At 70.0% G+C, this 18,710-nt stretch carries 20 protein-coding genes and 1 tRNA gene; 7 read left to right on the top strand and 14 right to left on the bottom strand.

The features are described from left to right. Positions 1 to 9 precede the first annotated feature (9 nt). From OJ962_RS02890 to OJ962_RS02855, 8 genes are all read right to left on the bottom strand, one after another. Entirely contained in the window at positions 10 to 1,122 is a 1,113-nt protein-coding gene (locus OJ962_RS02890; protein ID WP_270006167.1) for an aminotransferase class I/II-fold pyridoxal phosphate-dependent enzyme, read from the bottom strand. After that, complete coding sequence (gene bsaP / locus OJ962_RS02885; RefSeq protein ID WP_238931826.1) at positions 1,101 to 1,259, bottom strand: biotin synthase auxiliary protein BsaP; 159 nt, start codon at positions 1,257 to 1,259, stop codon at positions 1,101 to 1,103. The genes OJ962_RS02890 and bsaP overlap by 22 nt, the downstream gene beginning before the upstream one ends. Next, positions 1,256 to 2,245, bottom strand: a complete 990-nt coding sequence (bioB, locus tag OJ962_RS02880) for a biotin synthase BioB (RefSeq protein WP_202955422.1) — start codon at positions 2,243 to 2,245, stop codon at positions 1,256 to 1,258. Before bioB ends, bsaP begins: the two co-directional genes overlap by 4 nt. Continuing rightward, entirely contained in the window at positions 2,242 to 2,829 is a 588-nt protein-coding gene (gene bioD, locus OJ962_RS02875) for a dethiobiotin synthase (protein WP_202955423.1), read from the bottom strand. Before bioD ends, bioB begins: the two co-directional genes overlap by 4 nt. Continuing rightward, the gene (locus OJ962_RS02870) at positions 2,826 to 4,028 is read right to left on the bottom strand and encodes an adenosylmethionine--8-amino-7-oxononanoate transaminase (protein ID WP_202955424.1); all 1,203 of its coding nucleotides are present in this window, start codon (positions 4,026 to 4,028) and stop codon (positions 2,826 to 2,828) included. The genes bioD and OJ962_RS02870 overlap by 4 nt, the downstream gene beginning before the upstream one ends. Next, positions 4,025 to 5,560: a metallophosphoesterase family protein gene (locus OJ962_RS02865; RefSeq protein WP_238931827.1), complete on the bottom strand. Its 1,536-nt coding sequence runs from the start codon at positions 5,558 to 5,560 to the stop codon at positions 4,025 to 4,027. Before OJ962_RS02865 ends, OJ962_RS02870 begins: the two co-directional genes overlap by 4 nt. Before the next feature lie 22 nt (positions 5,561 to 5,582). Beyond that, a complete protein-coding gene (locus tag OJ962_RS02860; RefSeq protein WP_202955425.1) occupies positions 5,583 to 6,338 on the bottom strand; it encodes a GNAT family N-acetyltransferase in 756 nt (251 codons plus the stop codon). A 280-nt stretch (positions 6,339 to 6,618) separates the two neighbouring features. Next, positions 6,619 to 7,314, bottom strand: a complete 696-nt coding sequence (locus tag OJ962_RS02855; protein ID WP_202955426.1) for a ribonuclease activity regulator RraA — start codon at positions 7,312 to 7,314, stop codon at positions 6,619 to 6,621. Positions 7,315 to 7,329: 15 nt separating this feature from the next. On the opposite strand from OJ962_RS02855, the gene araD reads away from it, so the two are divergent. The 3 genes from araD (at position 7,330) to OJ962_RS02840 (ending at position 10,297) form a co-directional block, all read left to right on the top strand. Continuing rightward, entirely contained in the window at positions 7,330 to 9,003 is a 1,674-nt protein-coding gene (gene araD, locus OJ962_RS02850; RefSeq protein WP_202955427.1) for an L-arabinonate dehydratase, read from the top strand. Continuing rightward, complete coding sequence (gene lhgO / locus OJ962_RS02845; RefSeq protein WP_202955428.1) at positions 9,000 to 10,202, top strand: L-2-hydroxyglutarate oxidase; 1,203 nt, start codon at positions 9,000 to 9,002, stop codon at positions 10,200 to 10,202. Before araD ends, lhgO begins: the two co-directional genes overlap by 4 nt. Positions 10,203 to 10,224: 22 nt before the next feature. Next, positions 10,225 to 10,297: transfer RNA gene (locus OJ962_RS02840), tRNA-Thr, on the top strand. 55 nt (positions 10,298 to 10,352) lie between these two features. On the opposite strand, the gene OJ962_RS02835 is transcribed toward OJ962_RS02840, so the two are convergent. Genes OJ962_RS02835 through OJ962_RS02810 form a run of 6 tightly spaced genes read right to left on the bottom strand, consistent with a single transcriptional unit; the run spans position 10,353 to position 15,265 of the window. Continuing rightward, a complete protein-coding gene (locus OJ962_RS02835; RefSeq protein WP_202955429.1) occupies positions 10,353 to 11,504 on the bottom strand; it encodes a tyrosine-type recombinase/integrase in 1,152 nt (383 codons plus the stop codon). Then, positions 11,501 to 11,941, bottom strand: a complete 441-nt coding sequence (locus tag OJ962_RS02830) for a helix-turn-helix domain-containing protein (protein WP_202955430.1) — start codon at positions 11,939 to 11,941, stop codon at positions 11,501 to 11,503. Before OJ962_RS02830 ends, OJ962_RS02835 begins: the two co-directional genes overlap by 4 nt. Then, positions 11,938 to 12,156 (bottom strand): helix-turn-helix transcriptional regulator, encoded by a 219-nt coding sequence (locus tag OJ962_RS02825; RefSeq protein WP_202955431.1) that lies wholly within the window; start codon positions 12,154 to 12,156, stop codon positions 11,938 to 11,940. The genes OJ962_RS02830 and OJ962_RS02825 overlap by 4 nt, the downstream gene beginning before the upstream one ends. Then, positions 12,153 to 13,538: a replication initiator gene (locus OJ962_RS02820; protein WP_202955432.1), complete on the bottom strand. Its 1,386-nt coding sequence runs from the start codon at positions 13,536 to 13,538 to the stop codon at positions 12,153 to 12,155. Before OJ962_RS02820 ends, OJ962_RS02825 begins: the two co-directional genes overlap by 4 nt. After that, positions 13,535 to 14,908 (bottom strand): FtsK/SpoIIIE domain-containing protein, encoded by a 1,374-nt coding sequence (locus tag OJ962_RS02815; protein ID WP_202955433.1) that lies wholly within the window; start codon positions 14,906 to 14,908, stop codon positions 13,535 to 13,537. Before OJ962_RS02815 ends, OJ962_RS02820 begins: the two co-directional genes overlap by 4 nt. A gap of 9 nt (positions 14,909 to 14,917) precedes the next feature. Next, the gene (locus tag OJ962_RS02810; protein WP_202955434.1) at positions 14,918 to 15,265 is read right to left on the bottom strand and encodes a hypothetical protein; all 348 of its coding nucleotides are present in this window, start codon (positions 15,263 to 15,265) and stop codon (positions 14,918 to 14,920) included. 137 nt (positions 15,266 to 15,402) lie between these two features. Here OJ962_RS02810 and OJ962_RS02805 point away from each other — a divergent pair, with 137 nt between their 5' ends. The 4 genes from OJ962_RS02805 to OJ962_RS02790 all read left to right on the top strand — a co-directional run bounded on the left by OJ962_RS02805 (position 15,403) and on the right by OJ962_RS02790 (position 18,658). After that, on the top strand, positions 15,403 to 16,029 hold the full coding sequence (locus OJ962_RS02805) for a helix-turn-helix domain-containing protein (protein ID WP_270006166.1): 627 nt from the start codon (positions 15,403 to 15,405) through the stop codon (positions 16,027 to 16,029). After that, on the top strand, positions 16,026 to 16,388 hold the full coding sequence (gene cutA, locus OJ962_RS02800; protein ID WP_202955436.1) for a divalent-cation tolerance protein CutA: 363 nt from the start codon (positions 16,026 to 16,028) through the stop codon (positions 16,386 to 16,388). The genes OJ962_RS02805 and cutA overlap by 4 nt, the downstream gene beginning before the upstream one ends. Positions 16,389 to 16,457: 69 nt before the next feature. Then, positions 16,458 to 17,654 carry a hypothetical protein gene (locus tag OJ962_RS02795; RefSeq protein WP_202955437.1) on the top strand — a complete coding sequence of 399 codons (1,197 nt, stop codon included), beginning with the start codon at positions 16,458 to 16,460 and terminating at the stop codon, positions 17,652 to 17,654. Beyond that, complete coding sequence (locus OJ962_RS02790) at positions 17,651 to 18,658, top strand: hypothetical protein (RefSeq protein WP_202955438.1); 1,008 nt, start codon at positions 17,651 to 17,653, stop codon at positions 18,656 to 18,658. The genes OJ962_RS02795 and OJ962_RS02790 overlap by 4 nt, the downstream gene beginning before the upstream one ends. Positions 18,659 to 18,710 lie beyond the last annotated feature (52 nt).

The following is an 18,710-nucleotide window of genomic DNA, read 5'->3' as shown; positions in this document are numbered from 1 at the left end:
GCGCCGGGCCTATTGACCGTGCTGACGAACGCCACCCGTCGGGACTACTTCCCTTCGGCGGACACGATAGCTCATGAGGTTCTCACGCAATGCGGCCAGTGTTGCCGGGTTGTGAGCGGCCGTGGCGACCGCCCGCAAGCGGGACGTCCCGTCCGGCACGGTGGGTGGGCGGATGGCCTGGACGAACACGCCGTCCTCCAGCGCGGCCTCGCACAGCGCCATCGCCTCGTCGGCCTCGCCGATCACCAGCGGCACGATCGGCATGTCTGACACCTCCACGCCCAGCGCGTCCCGCAGCACCCGCGCGTTGGCGTGCAGCCGGCTCACGAGCTCCGCGTCCATCAGGTCCAGCGCCTTGAGCGCCGCCCCGATCGACGGCGGGGGGAGCGCGGTCGAGTAGATCATCGTCCGCGCTCGGTTGACCAGGTAGTCCGCGACCTCGCGCGAGCAGCACACGAACGCGCCGTAGGAGCCCAGCGCCTTGCCCAACGTACCCACGGTGATGACGTGGTCCTGGAGCCCGAGCTCGTGCACCAGCCCCCGGCCCTCGCGCCCGATCACGCCGGTCGCGTGCGCCTCGTCGACGATCACCCGCGCGCCCGTCTCCACCAGCGCGGTCAGGTCCGCGACGTCGCCGTCCATGGAGAACACCGCGTCGGTGACGATCACGTCAGCGCCGACAGGAACGTCCCCGTGCGCGTACACGTGCGTACGCGCCCGCGCGAGCCGGCAGCCGTCGATGATCGACGCGTGGTTGAGCGCGTCGCTCGCGACCACGCCGTCGCTGGCGAGCGCCGCGACGACGCCCGTGTTGGCCAGATAGCCCGAGCCGAACAGCACGCAGGCCTCGGTGCCCTTGAGCTCCGCGAGCCGCTCCTCCAGCTCGCGGTGAATGCTCATATGGCCGGAGACGAGTTGCGAGGAGCCGGCGCCCGCGCCCCAGCGCAGCGCCGCCTCCGCGGCCGCCTCGGCCACGCGCGGATCACCCGCCAGCCCGAGGTAGTCGTTCGAGCACAGCAGCGTCACCTCGCGGCCGTCGAGCGTGACCGTCGGCCCCTGCGCGGACTCGATCTCGCGCAGGAACCGCCTCAGCGACGGCTCTACGTCGGGCAGCGGACGCACGTCGCCACGTACCCCGTCGGCAGCACCTGGACCTTCAGCTTGCGCCCGCAGTGGATGCAGAAGCGCGGCGGATCGAGCGGGCGGACGCAGCTCTCGTGCCCCGCGTCGCTCTTCCCGCATCCGGGACAGAAGCTCACAGCGTCTTGCTCAGCTCCTTCACCGGCATCGACAGCTCGGCCAGCAGGTCCAGGTCCTCCTGCGGGTCACGGCCGAGCGTCGTCAGGTAGTTGCCGACGATCACGGCGTTGATGCCGCCGACCATGCCCTGGCGCGCGCCCAGGTCGCCGAGCGTCAGCTCCCGGCCGCCGGCGAAGCGCAGGATGGTCCGCGGGAGCGCGAGGCGGAAGGCCGCGATCGTCCGCAGCGCGTCCATCGCCGGCACCGGCTCGAGGCCGGCGAACGGCGTGCCCGGCCGGGGGTCGAGGAAGTTCAGCGGCACCTCGTCGGGGTTCAGCGCGGCGAACTGCGCGGCCAGCTCGGCGCGCTGCTCGAGCGTCTCGCCCATGCCGATGATCCCGCCGCAGCAGACCTCCATCCCCATCTCGCGCACGAGCTGCAGCGTCTCCCAGCGCTCTTCCCACGTGTGCGTGGTGACGACGTGGCCGAAGTGGCTGCGGGCCGTCTCGAGGTTGTGGTTGTAGCGGTGCACGCCGAGGTCGCGCAGCTCCTCGCCCTGCTCGCGGGTGAGGATGCCGAGCGAGCACGCGACGTTGATCTCGACGTTGTCGTGGATCGCCTTCACGCCCTCGCGCACCTGCGCCATCAACCGCTCGTCCGGGCCGCGTACGGCGGCGACGATGCAGAACTCGGTCGCGCCGGTGGCCGCGGTCTGGCGGGCCGCTTCGACGAGGCTGGGGATGTCCAGCCGGACGGCCCGCACGGGCGTCTCGAAGCGGCCGGACTGGCTGCAGAAATGGCAGTCCTCGGGGCAGCCGCCGGTCTTGATGGAGACGATGCCCTCGACCTCCACCTCCGGCCCGCAATGGCGCATGCGGACCTCGTGGGCGAGCTCGAGCGCGTCATCGACACGCTCATCCGGGAGCCGCAGGACCTCGAGCGTCTGCGCCTCGTCCAGGCCGACGCCCCGCTCCAGGACCTGCTCACGGGCGATGTCGAGAATCATGCGGGGATCTCCATGGTCGTGAATTCTCCCTCCGGGATCCTCCCGAGGACGGGCGCGATCTGGGTGAGGTCTTCAAGGTTGCACTGCGCGGCGAGGTCGGGGTCGCGCGGCCAGGCGCCGATCACGAGGCCGAGGCAGCGCAGCCCGCGCCGCTCGATCGCCTCGACGGTCAGCGCCGTGTGATTGAGCGTGCCCAGGCCCGCGCGCGCGACCACGATCAGCGGCGCGTCGAGCACATGCGCGACATCGGCGATCGTCCCGCCCTGGTCGTCGAGCTGCACGAGCAGCCCGCCGGCACCCTCGATGATCACGCGCTCGTGCTCGAGCTGCTGCACGAAGTGCGCGACCTCGGCCATGGGGACGGTCGGCATCTTGGCCCGCCGCGCCGCGGTGGCGGGCGCGAGCGGCTCCGGGTAGCGCGCGAGCGTGTGCACCTCGGCGCCGCTCAGCTCGCGCACGGTCGCCGCGTCATCGTCGTCGCCGGTCTGCGCGGCCTTGACGTAGGCGTCGCCGGGGCGGGCGATGGCGGCGCTCACCCACGTCTTGCCGACCCCCGTGTCGGTGCCGGTCACGACGACCCTCATCCGGCCGCCGCTCCCGCGATGGCCGCGGCGCAGATGCGCGCGATGTCCTCGTCGTCGGTCACGTAGGGAGGCATCGTGTACACGAGGTCCCGGAACGGACGCAGCCACACACCGTGCTCGACCGCCGCCCGGGTGGCCGCGACCCCGTCGATCGGGTGGTCGAGCTGGATGACGCCGATCGCGCCCTTCACGCGGACGTCTTTCACTCCGGGCAGCTCGCGCGCGTCGTGCAGCTGCGCCAGCCCGCGCTCGATCCGTGCGACGTCGTCCTTCCAGCCGCCGTCCTCGAGCAGCCCGGTGGAGGCGAGCGCCGCGGACGCGGCCAGCGGGTTGGCCATGAACGTCGGGCCGTGCATGAGCGGCCCGTCAATCCGTTCCGCGAGCTCCGCGCGGCAGAGCGTGGCGGCGAGCGTCATGTAGCCGCCGGTGAGCGCCTTGCCGAGGCACAGCACGTCGGCCAGCTCGGCGGCGGCGAACAGCGTGCCGGTGCGGCCGAAGCCGGTCGCGATCTCGTCCAGGATGAGCGGCACGCCGTGCTCGTCGCAGAGCTCGCGCAGCAGCTGCACGCACTCGCGGGGGTGGAACCGCATGCCGCCCGCGCCCTGGACGACCGGCTCCACGATCACGCCGGCGAGCTCATGCGCGTCGAACAGGCGGCGGACCTCGGCTTCCCACTCCGGCGTCCACTCGGGCAGCGGCGCGAACACGTGCTCGGCCAGCGATCCCTTCCACATCGAGTGCATCCCGCCGTCCGGGTCGCAGACCGCCATCGCGCCGAACGTGTCGCCGTGATAGCCGCCGCGCCAGGTCAGCAGCTGCCGGCGCTCACCGTGCCAGGACTGCAGGACGAGCTTGATCGCGACCTCGACGCTCACGCTTCCCGAGTCGGCGAAGAACACATGGTCGAGCCCGGTCCAGTCCGTCAGGCGCTGGGCGAGCCGGATCGCCGGTTCGTGCGTGAGCCCGCCGAACATCACGTGCGCCATCCGGCCGAGCTGGTCGGTGACGGCAGCGTCGATGACCGGATGGCGATACCCGTGAATCGCGCACCACCAGGAGGCCATGCCGTCCACGAGCTCCCGCCCGTCCTCGAGCCTGAGCCGCACGCCCTCGGCCGAGACCACGGGCAGCGGCGCCGTGGTGGCGGGAATGGGGCCATACGGGTGCCAGATGCGCGTCCGGTCCAGCTCGAGGTTCAAGGCGTCGACCCTACCGGCTCCAAGATCTCGCGCCGTGCGGAGGAGTTGCCCGTGCCGGGGTCGATCGACACCAGGTCCGCCGCCAGCGGCTGGAAGGAAGGCTTGAGCGTGAACGTGAAGCGGGCGAGGCTGAGCGCGGTGCTCTCGGTCAGGTTGCCGGTGCCGCCCGCGCCGATCGAGCCGCCGTTGATCACGCTGACGCCCGGCTGGGTGGCGACGTCGGTCTCGTGCGTATGGCCGACGAGAAAGACGAGCGGGCGCTCCGGCGGGTCGTCCTTGAGGACCTGGAGCGCGGTGCTCAGCAGCTGCGGCTCGTGGACCATGACGACGTCGACCTTCCCGACCAGCGGTCGCAGCCAGTTGGCGAACGTCTCCGGCATGCCGGGCTGCGGGATGTTGTCGAAGCGGTCGCGGAACGACTGCGAGCTCAGGCGCTCGAACGGGTCGTCGTACCCCGCCACCTGCAGGCCGGCGATCCTGTTGATGACGGGCCCGTAGGAGCCGTCCGCCTTCAGCCGCCCGCGGCGCGTGAGCACGATCGCGCCCTCCTCCGCCAGCTCCCGCGAGAGGTAGTCGGAGTCGTGGTTGCCGGAGACGAACACGAACGGGTCACCCGCGTGCGCGACGCGCCGGACCAGGGCGGTCTCCAGCGGCGAGCCGCGGTCGGTCAGGTCGCCGACGAAGAACAGCGGACCATCGTCGCTGGCGCGTTCGAGCACGTCCAGCGCCACCGCGTTGTTGTGCAGGTCCGAGGCGACGGTGATGGTCGGCTGGCCGGCCAGGCTCTGCCGCCGGCCCGGGTCGATCACGAGCCGCGCAAGGCCGACGAGCTGGGCGTCGAGCTCCTGGTCGAGCACCCCCGGTGTGCGCTGCGCGGCCTCCACCGCCTCGAGCGCGCGCGGGATGTCCGGGCCGTGCGCGTAGTACTGCGGGTCGGAGATCTCGCCGCGCGGCGGGATCAGCGCCACCATCGCGACACCGATCCCCACCGCGGTCAGGACGGACGTCGGCGCTGTCCATCTGAGCCGCAGGACCCGGCTGCGGATGGCGAACGCGGTCAGCAGCCCGAGCGCCGCTCCCGCGCCGACCGTCAGCAGGATCAGCCGGATGATGAAGCTCCTGAGCGCCTCCTGCGCCTCGATCCGCACCCGGTCGATGTCGAGCGACTGCCCCTGCGCGAGCCCGGTCGCGACGCCGCGGTTGATCGTCTGCAGGTCGACCCGCAGGCGCAGCGGCGCCCGGATCGCCTCAAAGCGCGCACCCCAGTCCACGAGCGGGACGTAGACGTCGAGCGCGCCGCGATGCCCGGGTGACACGGACATGCGGATCTCGCCCACCGACAGCGTCGAGCTCTGGTTGTAGGCGACCAGCGCGAGGTAGGCGCCGCCGCACGTCGCGGCGACCACCAGCAGGATCGACAGCGCGCGCCGGACCGAGGTGATCAGGCGGCTCTTGAGGTCCGGTCGCAGGTGCCGCGGCGGGGGCCCGCCGTTCCCGGTGTGCTGTTCGTGCCGTTCGGCAACACTCGCCATCCGTCCCAACTAACGTACGACGTCAGCGTCGCCGTTCCCACAACTCCATCGGACAGAGGCGTCTTAGACCCAGCTGTTGGTACAGACGTTCCCCTAGCTCGGTGGCCTGCAGCGTGATAGTGGTGAGCTGGAAGCGTTGGGCATCCGCGAGCGCGCTGCGCATCACCTGCGTCGCCAGGCCCTGGCGTCTCGCCTTCGGGACGGTCGCCACGAACGAGACGCCGCAGTCCTGCCCGTGGTGCAGCGCGAGCGCGACCGCGGCGGGCGCGCCGTTGAGGTCGGCCTTGTAGCCGCGCAGCGTGCCCTCGTGCAAGGTCGCGAGCGTGCGTTCCAGCCGGCTGTCGACGTTCCCGTAGGCGAGGTCGTTGACCCGCCCGACGGTGCGCAGGTCGGCATTCGGACGCGGGTTGGCCGTCGTGAGGTCGATCTTGAGGTCCTCCAGCGCCGCGCCCATGCCGGGGGAGGCGGACGCGATGGCGAGGCCCGCGTGCCGCAGCTCGGACGTGACGCCGCGCGCGCTGCCGTCGACCCAGATCGCCCAGCGGCGCACGCCGGCGTCGCCGTAGCGGACCTCCAGCTCGTCGAGCATGTGCAGCGCCATGTCCGGCTTGAGCGCCACGGCGGCGTTCAGCGCCGGGGAGTCGGGCGCGCTCGGGACCACCGACGCCATCAGGCCGTCGCGCTCGAGGACGAACCCGTTCTTCGCACTTCCCCCGAGCAGCGTCTGCAGCGAGGCGAAGCCGTCCCACAGGCGCCGTTTGAGCTCCGCGTCATCCATCGTGATGGCGGGACCCTAGCGGCGGAGCTGAGCCCTTGGGGGGCTCAGCTCACGCTGCGGGGAGTCTGTCTAGAAGATGAGCGCGCTCAGCTGGTCAGGCTGTGCGCTGGGTGCGTCGCTGGCTGCGCTGCCAGGAACGCGCGCGTCGACCGCCGGTGAAAGCGCATTGGCGGCCGCGGCGTGGCTGTTGAGCGGGGAGGAGGATCGCTTCAGCACGAGACGTAGCTTCGCTCGCCGGGGCCCGGCCCGCCTTCATGCCCGCACGTCTCTTCGGGTGCGGCTAGCCCGAGGTGCGCTGCTGGTGGTAGCGCTCCAGGGTGGTTCGGTCGGGCGGGTACGTGCCTCGGAGCGGCTTGCCGGTGGCGATCTCGGCGGCGATCCATTCCTCCAGCCGCTCCTGCTCGTACGCCGCCTCCGCGACCTCGGTCGCCAGCTCCTGCGGCACACACACGACGCCCTCGCCGTCGCCGACCAGGATGTCGCCCGGATAGATCGCGACCTCGGCGCAGCCGATCGGCACGTTGATGTCCACGGCGTGGTGCTGCGCCAGGTTGGTGAGCGGGCTCGCGCCCTGGGCGTAGACCGGCAGGTCGAGTGTCTCGATCGCGGGCGTGTCTCTCAGGGTGCCGTCGGTCACGAGCCCTCCGGCTCCGCGCACCTCGAGCCGCTTGGCGAGGATCGCGCCCGCGGACGCCGCCCGGCCCTGCCCGCGGCAGTCCATGACCAGGACGTGGCCTTCTGGCACCGTCTCGACCGCCTTGCGCTGCGGGTGGTCGTAGTCCTGATAGACGGACAACACGTCGAGGTCCTCGCGCGCCGGGATGTAGCGCAGCGTGAAGGCGGGCCCGGCCATCCTGCGGTCGGTGAGCGGCTTGACGCCGTGCAGGAAGGTGTTGCGCAGCCCGCGGCTGAGCAACTGCGTGGAGATGGTGGCGGTGCTGGCCTGTTTGAGGAGGTCGAGCGTCCGGGCGTCCATGCGAGGATGGTGACGATGCGCAGCCACCGGTGGTTCGGCGTCGACGACCTGCGGTCGTTCGGGCACCGCTCGAGGACGTTGCAGATGGGCTTCGACCGCGAGGACTTCCGCGGCAAGCCCGTGATCGCGGTGGTCAACACGTGGAGCGAGATCAACCCGTGTCACACGCATCTGCGCGATCGCGCCGAGAGCGTCAAGCGCGGCGTCTGGCAGGCGGGTGGGTTTCCGTTGGAGGTCCCGGCGCTGTCGTTGAGCGAGCCGTTCATGAAGCCGTCCACGATGCTGTATCGGAACCTGTTGGCGATGGAGACCGAGGAGCTGCTGCGCTCGTATCCCTTCGACGGCGCCGTGTTGCTGGGCGGGTGCGACAAGACGACTCCCGCGCTGGTCATGGGCGCCGTGTCCGCGCAGCTGCCGTTCATCTTCGTGCCCGCCGGCCCGATGCTGCGGGCGTCCTGGCGCGGGCGGACGCTGGGGAGCGGCAGCGACGTCTGGAAGTACTGGGACGAGCTGCGCGCGGGGACGATCACGGAGGACGATTGGCACTCCGCGGAAGAACGCATCGCGAGTTCGCCCGGCCACTGCATGACGATGGGCACGGCGTCGACCATGACGTCCGCCGTGGAGGCGCTCGGGTTGTCCTTGCCGGGCGCGGCGTCGATCCCGGCAGCCGATGCGGATCATCCGCGTATGGCGGTGGCGTCCGGCCGTCGCATCGTGTCCTTGCCTGCGCCGCCGCTGTCGTTGGACTCGTTCGAGAACGCGATCAAGGTCGTATTGGCCTTGGGCGGCTCCACCAACGCGGTGATCCACCTGATCGCCATGGCGGGGCGCGCCGGCATCGACGTGTCGTTGCGGCGCTTCGACGAGCTCTCCCGCGAGGTGCCCGTGCTCGCGAACCTGCGGCCCAGCGGGCAGTACCTGATGCAGGACTTCTTCGAGGCCGGCGGCCTGCGCGGATTGATGTCGCGCTTGCAGTTGCACGACGTCCCCACCGTCTCCGGCCACTCTCTGCACGAGACGCTGGCGGGCGCGCAGGTGTGGGACGACGACGTCATCCGGCCGCTGGAGAACCCGGTCAAGCAGCAGGGTGCGCTGGCCATCCTGCACGGCTCGCTCGCGCCGGACGGCTGCGTCATCAAGGCCTCTGCAGCTTCTCCGGAGCTGTTGCAGCACACCGGCCCGGCCGTCGTCTTCGAGGACTACGACGACATGAACGCGCGCATCGACGATCCCTCGTTGGATGTGGGGCCCGAGTCGGTGCTGGTGCTCCGCAGCTCCGGACCGCTGGGTGGCCCGGGGATGCCCGAGTGGGGCATGCTGCCGATCCCCAAGAAGCTGCTGGCGGCCGGCGTCCGTGACATGGTGCGGATCAGCGACGCGCGCATGTCCGGCACCGCTTACGGTACGTGCGTGCTCCACGTCAGTCCTGAGTCCTTTCTGGGCGGCCCGCTCGCCTTGATCCAAACCGGTGATCGGGTGACCCTGGACGTGCCCGGCCGCCGCCTCGACCTCGAGGTGTCCGCCGAGGTGCTGTCGTCCCGCCGCGACGCGTGGCGCCCGCGAGCGTTCCCCGCCGAGCGCGGCTACGCGAAGCTGTTCGCCCAGCACGTCACCCAGGCCCACCAGGGCTGCGACTTCGACTTCCTCCACGGCGCCGGCGGGGTCCCGGAGCCCGCGATCCATTGAGCGACGCGTCCTGGGACACGGTCGTCGTCGGCGCGGGCATCCTCGGCCTCGCGACGGCCCGCGAACTGCTGCTGCGCTCGCCCGGCTCCCGCGTGTTGGTGTTGGAACGCGAGCCGCAGATCGCCCCCCACCAGACCGGCCACAACTCCGGCGTGGTGCACGCGGGCATCTACTACAAGCCAGGATCGCTGAAGGCCCAGCTCTGCACCGAGGGCCGCAACGAGCTCTACCGGTACTGCGACGCCCACGGGGTGCCCTACGAGAAGTGCGGCAAGCTGATCATCGCCCGCAACCCGTCGGAGCTCCCCGCCCTCGACGAGCTCGAGCGCCGAGGGATCGAGAACGGCGTCCCGGGCCTCCGCCGCCTTTCCGGCGCGGAGATCCCCGAGATCGAGCCCCACGCGGTGGGCGCCGCGGCCCTGCTCAGCCCTGAGACGGGCATCGTCGACTTCGCCGCCGTCGCCCGCGTGATGGCGACGGAGATCGAGTCCCTGGGCGCGACCATCCAGACGGGCGTGTCGGTGCGGGCGATCACCCGCTCCGGTGGGACGACGGTCGTCTCCACCAGCGCCGGCGACATTCCGGCGGCGCGCGCTGTGGCCTGCGCCGGCCTGTGGTCCGACCGGCTCGCCGAACGCAGCGGCGAAGACGAGAACCCGAGAATCGTCCCCTTCCGCGGCGGCTACCTGAAGCTGAAGCCCGCGGCCCGTGAGCTCGTCCGCGGCCTGATTTACCCGGTCCCGGATCCGTCGCTGCCGTTCCTCGGCGTCCACCTGAGCAAGACGATCTCCGGCGACGTGTGGCTCGGCCCCACGGCCTTGTTGTCGCCCGGCCGCTCCGCGTATTCACTGCGGACCCTGAACCGCTTTGACATCGGCGCGACCTTGCGCTGGCCCGGCACCTGGCGGATGGCCCGCCGCTTCTGGCGCACGGGCCTGTCCGAGATGAACTTCGCCGCCCGCCAGAGCACCTTCGTGCGCGCGTGCGCCGACTACGTCCCGGCGTTGACCACCGACGACGTCGAGCCGGGCCCCGCCGGCATCCGCGCCCAAGCCGTCGACCGCTCCGGCGCCTTGCTCGACGACTTCGCCTTCGCCTCCGGCCCGGGCGTCCTGCACGTCCGCAACGCCCCGTCCCCGGCCGCGACCTCGTCCCTGGCAATCGCCAAGATGATCGCGAATCGCCTCGAGGCCGCCTAGGCGCTACCCTGCTTTCGCGCACGCCCTCTTAGCTCAGTTGGTAGAGCACTTCCATGGTAAGGAAGGGGTCGCCGGTTCGAGTCCGGCAGAGGGCTCTGCCACGAAACCCTCGCCTTTGCGGGGGTTTCGTCGTTCTTGGTGAGGTGTGCGTCAAGCATCAGATTTCGCCTCATCCCGCACCCGTGACACACGGGCCGCCCGGATCGCCTCTTCAGCGCCGATTCTCGGCGCCTCGTCGAGCTCGTCGATCACATGCCCGTAGGTGCCCAAAGTGAGCGCCGCGTCGTGGCCGAGCTGGCGCGCGACGTAGACCACCGAGCGCCCCTCGTGCAGCAGCAGCGAGCAGAAGCTGTGCCGCAGCGTGTACGGCGTGGCCTCCGGAACGCCGGCCTTGATCGCCGCCCGCGCGAACGGTCCCGGGCTGCCGCTGCGCTGCTTCTCGCCCGGCTTGCGGCGACCGCGCGGCTTCTTGCGCGCCCAGCTCTTGTAGGCGTCCGGCGCCCAGCGCTCGCCGTCCTCGCCGGGGAACACGAGCCCGTCCTCGCGCACGTTGGGCTGCGCCTTGCGCCACGCGTCCAGGTCCTCGCGGAGCGGTTCGAGCAGCCGCACGTTGCGGCGCTGCCCGGTCTTGGACGCGTTGATGACGGTCGTCCGCTCGCCGATGTCGCGCCAGCGCAGCGCGAGCGCCTCCTGCGGCCGCAATCCCGCGTAGGCCAGGACCGAGATCAGCGTCGCGTCCCGATGCGTGCTCGCCGCGCGCATCGCCTCGACGGTCTTGGGCGCGAGCGGCCGGACCTCGCCCTTCGGCGGCCGGCGGACCTTGCGCACCAGCCGAGCAGGGTTGCGCGCGAGCCGCTCCGACTCGACCGCCCGCTGCAGGATCGAACCCAGCACCGACAGCGCCTTCAGGATCGAAACCCGACCGGCGCCGTCTGAGAGCCGCTCCGCCTGCCAGTGCGAGATCGCCTCCGGCGTGATCTCGATCAGCTTCAGGTGTCCGAGGAACGGCGAGATGTGCTTGTCGTACAACGACCCGTAGACCTTCGCCGTCGCCGGCGCGAGCGTCGGCAAATGCGTCGGCGCCCACGTCCCGGTCACGTACTCGTCAAGCGTCTCCTTGGACGCGATCAGCAGCCCCAGCTCACCGAGCCGTCGGCGCCGCCGCAGCTCGTCCTCGAAGTGCTGCGCGTCCGACTTGCGCGTGAACGTTCGCGAGCGCTCCGCCGAACCACGTCCGCCGTCACGCCAACGCACCCGCCAAACGACCGAGCCGTCCTCGCGCTTGACTCGGTGCAGGCTCACCGCTCCGCTCCCACACCCAGCGTCCGGATCACGTCACCAAGCGGACGCGGATAGCTCTGCCGCCCCGCACGCCGTCGCACCGGCCGCGGCTGCCCCGCTGGGATCGCCGCCGCGTCCGGAGGCTCGTTGCTCGCGATCCAGGCTTCAACGTCCTCGCGCCGCATCCGCGGGCGCTGGCCGACGTAGCCCACAACCTGCAGCGCGCCCGTCTGGATCGCCCGTCGCACCGTCTGCGCGTGCACACCGGCGATCTCGGCGACGTCGTTCGTGGTCAGCAGCGGGGCCTCACCGGCCGCCCGCCGCTCCGCCAGCCGCTGCGCAACGAGATCGGCCAGCCGATCCAGTGTCTGCGGCCCGAGCTCGTCGAGCGCCTGAGCGTCGAGAGTGACCGTCGCCAGCGCGCGGATCTGCTCAGGGGCGCCGGCCCGCGGTGTCATGCGGCATCACCCAGCTCGAGCTGGCGGTCGCAGTCCCACACCGACTGGACCTCGCTCCACAGGAAGCGGATCGGCCGCACCTGCCCCGGCAGCCGCCGGCCCGGGATCCGGCCCTCGCGGTAGTAGCGCAGGATCGTCTCCGGCGACAGCCCGACCCGATCGCCGACCTCCTTCGCCGTGATGTACCGCTCGGCCTGTTGCTCGCCGTTACTCACCTTCGTCTCCCTTCGACTGGACTGGACCGAAGTTCCTCGCGCGCCACCCGCCGCTGCCGTACCGCCCGCCTGCGACCGGACTCGGCGAGCCACGCATCGCCCGGGGTCCTGTAACCCGCGCCGCTGTAGCGCCAGTAGCGCACGTCACGGCTGCGGTCGCGCAGCTGGCCCTGGCGGCGCAGCACGTGTTCATGGCGAGCCTGGCGCAGCGCGGTGAAGGTCGTGGAGTAGCGGCGGCTCTTGGTGAAGCAGTGCCCACGAAACCCGAGCTGGTGCGCCCAGCGGCGCAACTTGAGCGGGTGCAGCTCGCGGCGCAGCGCGAGGTCCCACGCCGTCTTGACCAACCGCTGCACGTGCGGGCGGACCTTCAGGCGGTCGATGTCGCCGGGCTCGAGCCGGTAGAGCAGCCCGCCGACGACCTCGGTCGACTTGGTCGCGTACTTGGCGATGTAGCCCGCCGTCAGCTTCGACGTGTCCGCGTCCAGCGGGCGCGCCTCGATCTGCGCGCCCCAACCGATCGGCAGGCCGGGATGCGCTGGCGAGCCGGGGGAGAGGAACGACGCGTGCTGGGCCGCCGCGGTGGCCGCGTCGACGAGCAGCTGCTCGGTGAACCGCGCGGGTGGCGCAACGATCTCGCCGTCATCGTCCAGGACGTCCAGGCGCAGCACGCAGTGGAAATGCAGCGCGCCACGGCGCTGGAATTCGGCCACTTTCACGTAGGACACGCGCGCGCTTAGCTTGTTCTGGCTGACGCCCGTGAGCCGGGCGAGCTCGCGCGGGAACTGGATCGCCGTGCGCCGCCACAGCTCGGGCGCCAGCGCGTTCCACAGCACCGCATGCTCGTACTCGAAGCACTCCGTGCACAGCGGCTCGCCGAGGCGCTCGTCGTCTTCGTCATGGACGAGCGAACAGCCAAGCGGGACACCGTGCGGGCAGATCCCGCCGTCGCGCCGAGGGCGGCAGCGCCGCGCCTGGCCGTCGATCACGCGGCGCGAGTGCACCGGCCCGAAGCTCGGGGCCGTGAGGGTCAGGAACACCATCGGATGCTCGATGACGGTCTCGGGGACGCCTTTGCCGCCGCGCATCCCGCTCACGACGAGCTGGTAGGCGTCACCGCGGTAGACCTCAGCGCACGACGGGCACACGGCCTCGCGCCGGTTGCCGCAGCACTTGAGCAGCGTCCCGTCCGGCTCATCGTCGGTCGAGTAGCGGCCGACGACCTCGCCCGTCTGCGAGTCGATCGACGTCACGCCGCCCTTCAGCCGCACCGGCCGCCGGCAGTACCCCGCCGACTTGAGCTGGCGCTCGAAGCGCTCGCACTCGTTCGGGTCGGCCGCGCGCGCGAACACGTCCTGCAGCAGCGGACTCGCTACGGCCGTCATGCGCTCACACCCTCCGCGAGCCACTTGTCCGCCCGCGCAGCCGACGCGCGCTCGGCGATCGCCGACACGTCCTCGTCACTGAGGTAGTAGCCGCGCATCCGCACCGGCCGATCGCCGTCCGCGAGCAGATACCCCACGCCCCGCTGCGCGCCCGGGATGTCGGACGCGTCTGCGCCGGCCGAGGCCCAGCCCTGCCCGAGAATCGTGTCCGAGGCCTGCGGCGTCGTGCACCGCATCGCCAACCGGAACCCGAACAGGTCCCGCAGCGCCGAGGGCACCACGTCGGCACCGGGCTTCTGCGTGGCGGCGCAGACGATCACGCCGGCCGCTCGGCCGCGGGCCACCAGGTCGCGCAGCAGCTCGGCGAATTCCTTCTGCACGGCCCTCTCCGGCACCGTCAGGTAGAACGCCAGCTCGTCGCACACCACCAGGTGCAGCGGCAGCCCGTCGCCGCGACGGACCTTGCGTTGCCCCTTGGCGAGCAGCTCGCGGTAGCGCTCGTCCATGACGTCCCGCACTTCGCGCAAGAGCGCGAGCGCGTCGTCGCCGCTCGGGCCGGCGACCTTCCGAGCGAGGGGCGCCCACGCCGCCAGCTCCACGAGCTTGCCGTCCAGCAGCCACACGCGCGTCTCCGGATCGAGCGTGGCCGCAGCGATCACAACCGAGAGCGCCGCGGACTTGCCAGCGCCGGGCTCGCCGCCGATCAGCACATTGCGCTCGACCAGCGAGACCGCCACGTGCTCGCCCTGCTCGTCCACGCCGAGCGGCACCGGCTCCCACAGCGACAGCCGCTCCGTCGTGACCGATGGCCATGTCACAGGCGCCGCGTCCTCGAACGGATCACGCCGGATCACGAGCACGCTCGCCCGCGCCGCATTCCGCCGATCACGCAGCACCCGAACCTCGCGCGCACGCAGGCACGCCGCCAGGTGCTCGGAGCGAGCGTCCAGGTCAGCGACCGACTGCCCACGCCGCACATGCACGTCGAGCACGTCACCCGCAGGCACCCGCGAGACCGACCACACCCCCGGACACCGGAACGGACCCGCCGCGACACCCGCGTCGATCGTCGCCCGTGCCCACGCCCGCCGGACATGCATCGCCCGCAGCAGATGCCCCAGGAAACGCCGCGTCCTCGGGATCGCCACCACACCCGCGACGCAAGCCACGACAGCGATCCAGCCGAGCACACCACCGACGAGCCGCTGCATTACCGCGAGCACGAGCACCAGGGCGAGTTCCAGGCGCACGCTCCACACGGCCCACGCGAGCCCGACGAGCAGCGCCTCGACCTCGACCCTCCAGCGCTCACGCCGCTGCGCGCGGGCCAGTTCATCGACGACGTGGACCACTGACGACCGGCGCCACATGATCGAGACCTACGCCGCGGCCTTCTCGCTCGGCTTGCCGTTAGGCGACCCGCCGGCGACTCCTACGATTTTCACGGCGCTCGCGCGGAACGCGACGCCCGATCGGTCGTTCATCGACCAGGGCATCGCCACGAGCCCTTCGAGCGCCAGCATCGCGCCCTGCGCGACCTGAGGATCACCCGCGACCTTGACCGTGATGATTTGCGCGCCGTCGGGATCGAGCGCGACGACCTGGAGGTTGAAGAGCAGTTCGCCGTTCTCGTCGGCTCTCTGCACACGCGTCTCGAAGTCCGTGACCGGTCTCGCCTCGGCTGCGGCCATGAATGTCATGCCGGACGTGTCGATTGGCAGCTTCATGACGGACCCCGCTTCGTTGTCGACTGGACGGACACTAGACCTCCTAGTCAGTCGGAACCTGACGAATACGTCCACAACGGTAGCGACTAATAAGTCGTCTTGTCAACGACTGATGGGTCTGTACGATGACCTCACCCGTGGAAGCGAGCCAAACCGAGCCCCACTTCGGCGAGATCATCAAGCGCCTGCGCCAGGAAGCCGGTCTCTCGCAGGCCGGTCTCGCAGCCGCGGTCGGCATCCACACTCGGCAGATCACGCGGTACGAGAACGGCGAGCAGCAGCCGGTCCTCGGCGTCGCTCAGCGGCTCGCCCAGGCGCTCGGCGTCTCGCTCGACGAGCTGGCTGGGGCCCCTGGCGACCGCATCAAGCTCGAAGGCACCTGGTGGGCCGCCTGGCAGACCTTCAACGACGGCCAGGAAGTCATCGCCACCCAGCCAGTCGGCCTGTCGCAACACGGCTCAACGATTCAGATCGAAGCGCTCGAGCGCAGCACCGAGAACGAGCGCGGGGGCTATCTCTGGCGCGGCGAACTCCGCCTCTGGGACGGTCAGATCCTTATGGGCTACTACGCAGCGGCCGACGGCAACGTGCGGTCAAAGGGCACCATGTACTTCGTGCTGCACGCCCAAGGCGAACACGCGCACGGCCGCTGGGTCGGCCTCTCCTATGACGGACCCGTCGTCAGCGGCCGAGCCGCCTTGGCGCGAACCCGCGAAGAGGCGCAAGGCGTCGTGCGCGAGCGAACCGAACGAGCTGCAACATGACGCACGATCTTTGCGAGGTGATAGTCACCGCGCCCGATCCCGAATGGTTGACGGATCTCTGTCGCGACCTGGTAACCGCGGGCCTCGCCTCGTCTGCGCACGTGGTTCACCCAGTGACCAGCATCTACCGTTGGAAAGGCGAGGTGCACCAGGCGAACGAGGCTCGGGCCTTTCTGCGCACCCGGCAGGCACTCGTGGCAGCCATTGTCGAGTTCGTTGTACCGCGACATCCGTACGAAGTTCCGAACGTGACCGCGCTGCCGGTGATCGCCGGCAACTCGCCCTATTTAGCGTGGATCCGTTCGGAGACCCGCAGCGCTTTGGACGCCCGCGAAAGTCGGACCAGCCTGGAGCCCTAACGAGACCTCTGGCCATCGACGGCCCGCGTCCCGTGTATCGGCGCGTCCTCCAGCCGCGATAATGCGCCGATGCCCGGCGACGGACCAACCATCAAGCAGCTAGTGGGTCGCCCTATCGGTGACCTCCTGCTTGATCCCAAAAACCCCCGACTTCCGCTAGATCTGGACGGCGACGACCAGTTCGCGCTCATCCAGTTCTTCGACAAGCGCTACGACCTCGACGAACTCGCCGAATCCATGCTTGAAAAAGGGTTCTTTCCGCAGGAGCCCTTGCTCGTTCTCAAGCCGGACTACATGTCGAACGAGGACGCGGAAGGGCCTCAGCATGACGGCCATGCGCGCGTCGTAGTCGAGGGCAATCGTCGTCTCGCGACGCTAAAGCTGCTGCTCGATGAGGACGCGCAGAACCACGTGGAGAGGAGTGCACACTGGAGAGGTCTTCGAGAGCGAGCCGAAGCGGTACGCGATCGGCTCGAGATCGTTCCCACTCAGCAGTACGCTGAGCGTGGCGAAGTCGAGGACTATCTCGGCTTCCGGCACGTCACGGGCATCGAGCAATGGACCGCTGAAGCCAAGGCTCGGTTCGTGACCGAGATGGTGGCTGGCGGCGCCTCGTTCAAAGACGCGGCACGAAAGATCGGCAGCCGCCAAGACGCGGTGCGGCGCCAGGTCATCACCTACGCCTCGCTACGGCAAGCGCAAGATGACGGCCAGGATGTCGAGCGAGCCGTGCGTTTCTTCGGCGTCTTCTATCGCGCCCTACAGACTCAAGGCATCCGCGAGTTCGTCGGGGTCCCGGACTACCGCGAATTCGATGCGTACGACCCAGCACCGGTTCCGCCCGGAAACGAGCCGCGCGTGGCCGAACTCGCCAGCTGGCTATTCGGAGACGGCGCGCATGTCAAGCCGCTATTCACGGACTCTCGCCGCTTGACCGATCTAGGTCGGGTCCTCCGGGCGCCCGACGCAGTAGTGCTTTTGCAAGAAGAGCGGGACTTTGCGGGGGCCCTCGCTCTCAGCGATACAGACAAGAGCAGCATCCAAACGTCACTCAACAAGGCGCGCACAGAGCTCGTGCGAGCCAACGGATTGGCCTTCAATTTTGTTGGCGACGCCGAGGTCATCTCACGCGCCCGCGACGTCGCGCGCGTGCTGGACGCGATCGTCGGCACCCTGGGCGAACCCCGCGCTGACAGCGTCGAGACCTCGCCAGCGACTGGGACCGTTGAGAAAGACAGCGCCGCTTCTGGGGCTCCCAAGACGTGATAGAGCTGCCAGCCGGAGATCCGACAGTTGAGGAGCTGGCCGACTGGGCTGAGCTCGAGATCATGTTCGGCGACACGCTCGGAATGGGCACCGGGCAACTCGCTCAGCTCTTTGCCAACGCTTTCGGAGACGACGAGCCGGATGAGCTTCGTCTTGAGCAGGAACAGCTCACTGACGACGAAATGGAGTTCGACGAGCGGTCCCTACGTGAGGACATTCGCGCCGCAGCGGCGGCTGGAGACTCCCCCTCCTCCAGGCGAGCCGACGATGTTCTCCGAGAGCTGAGCTTCAGGGCGCAGGTGGTCGGGGGCGCCTACCCGCTTTCTGTCGACGGCGGCGGGATCGAGCTGTTGCGCCTCTGGGACGACGACCCGCTTTACGCCTTCTTGGCACTCGTTGGCGCGCGCCTCGAGTCTGGGCTTGATATTCCGTTCCACGAGCCGGCCTGGCTATTCGAGGAGATTGTGGCTTGCGCCCTGGCTCGCTACGTCGGGGGAACGGGATACCGGTTCGGGTGGCCGCAGAAGGATGGCGAGCCGATCGAGGACTTCGTCGCCAAGGCACGACGTTTGTCGAAGCGACTGGGTGAGTTGCCGGGGGCGATGCGAAACGTGTCGCCCGCTGCGAAGGACTACACGCTCGACGTCGTGGCCTGGCGATCGTTTGCGGACGACACGCCGGAACAGCCCACGCCAGGGCAACTCGTCGTCCTTTGCCAGTGCGGGATCGGGAAAGACTGGGCGGCGAAGAGCATGCAAGTCGGCAAATGGCGTGAGGTGATCCAATTCTCCGTCGAGCCGATCGCTGCGCTCGCGTTCCCGCACACGCCATCACGAGTGGACTCGGAGCTTCATAGATGGCACGACGTCGCCTCCTCGCCCAGCATCCCATTTGATCGGCTCCGAATTGCCTCCCTGCTCACAGTTGAAGATTTGCCTGGCGCACTGATCGCTCGTCTAAGGGACTGGATCGAGAGATCGCTCGACAAGTTGCCCATCGACTGAGTCAGTCGCCGGTCCTCCGCCCGCGGCCCCGGCCGTAGGGGACGCTGGCCGA

This window comes from Solirubrobacter deserti, from assembly GCF_027587175.1.
In the GTDB taxonomy this organism is placed as follows: domain Bacteria; phylum Actinomycetota; class Thermoleophilia; order Solirubrobacterales; family Solirubrobacteraceae; genus Solirubrobacter; species Solirubrobacter deserti.
The sequence above is the reverse complement of the archived record's forward strand: the minus strand, read 5'-3'. Positions and strand labels throughout refer to the sequence as shown.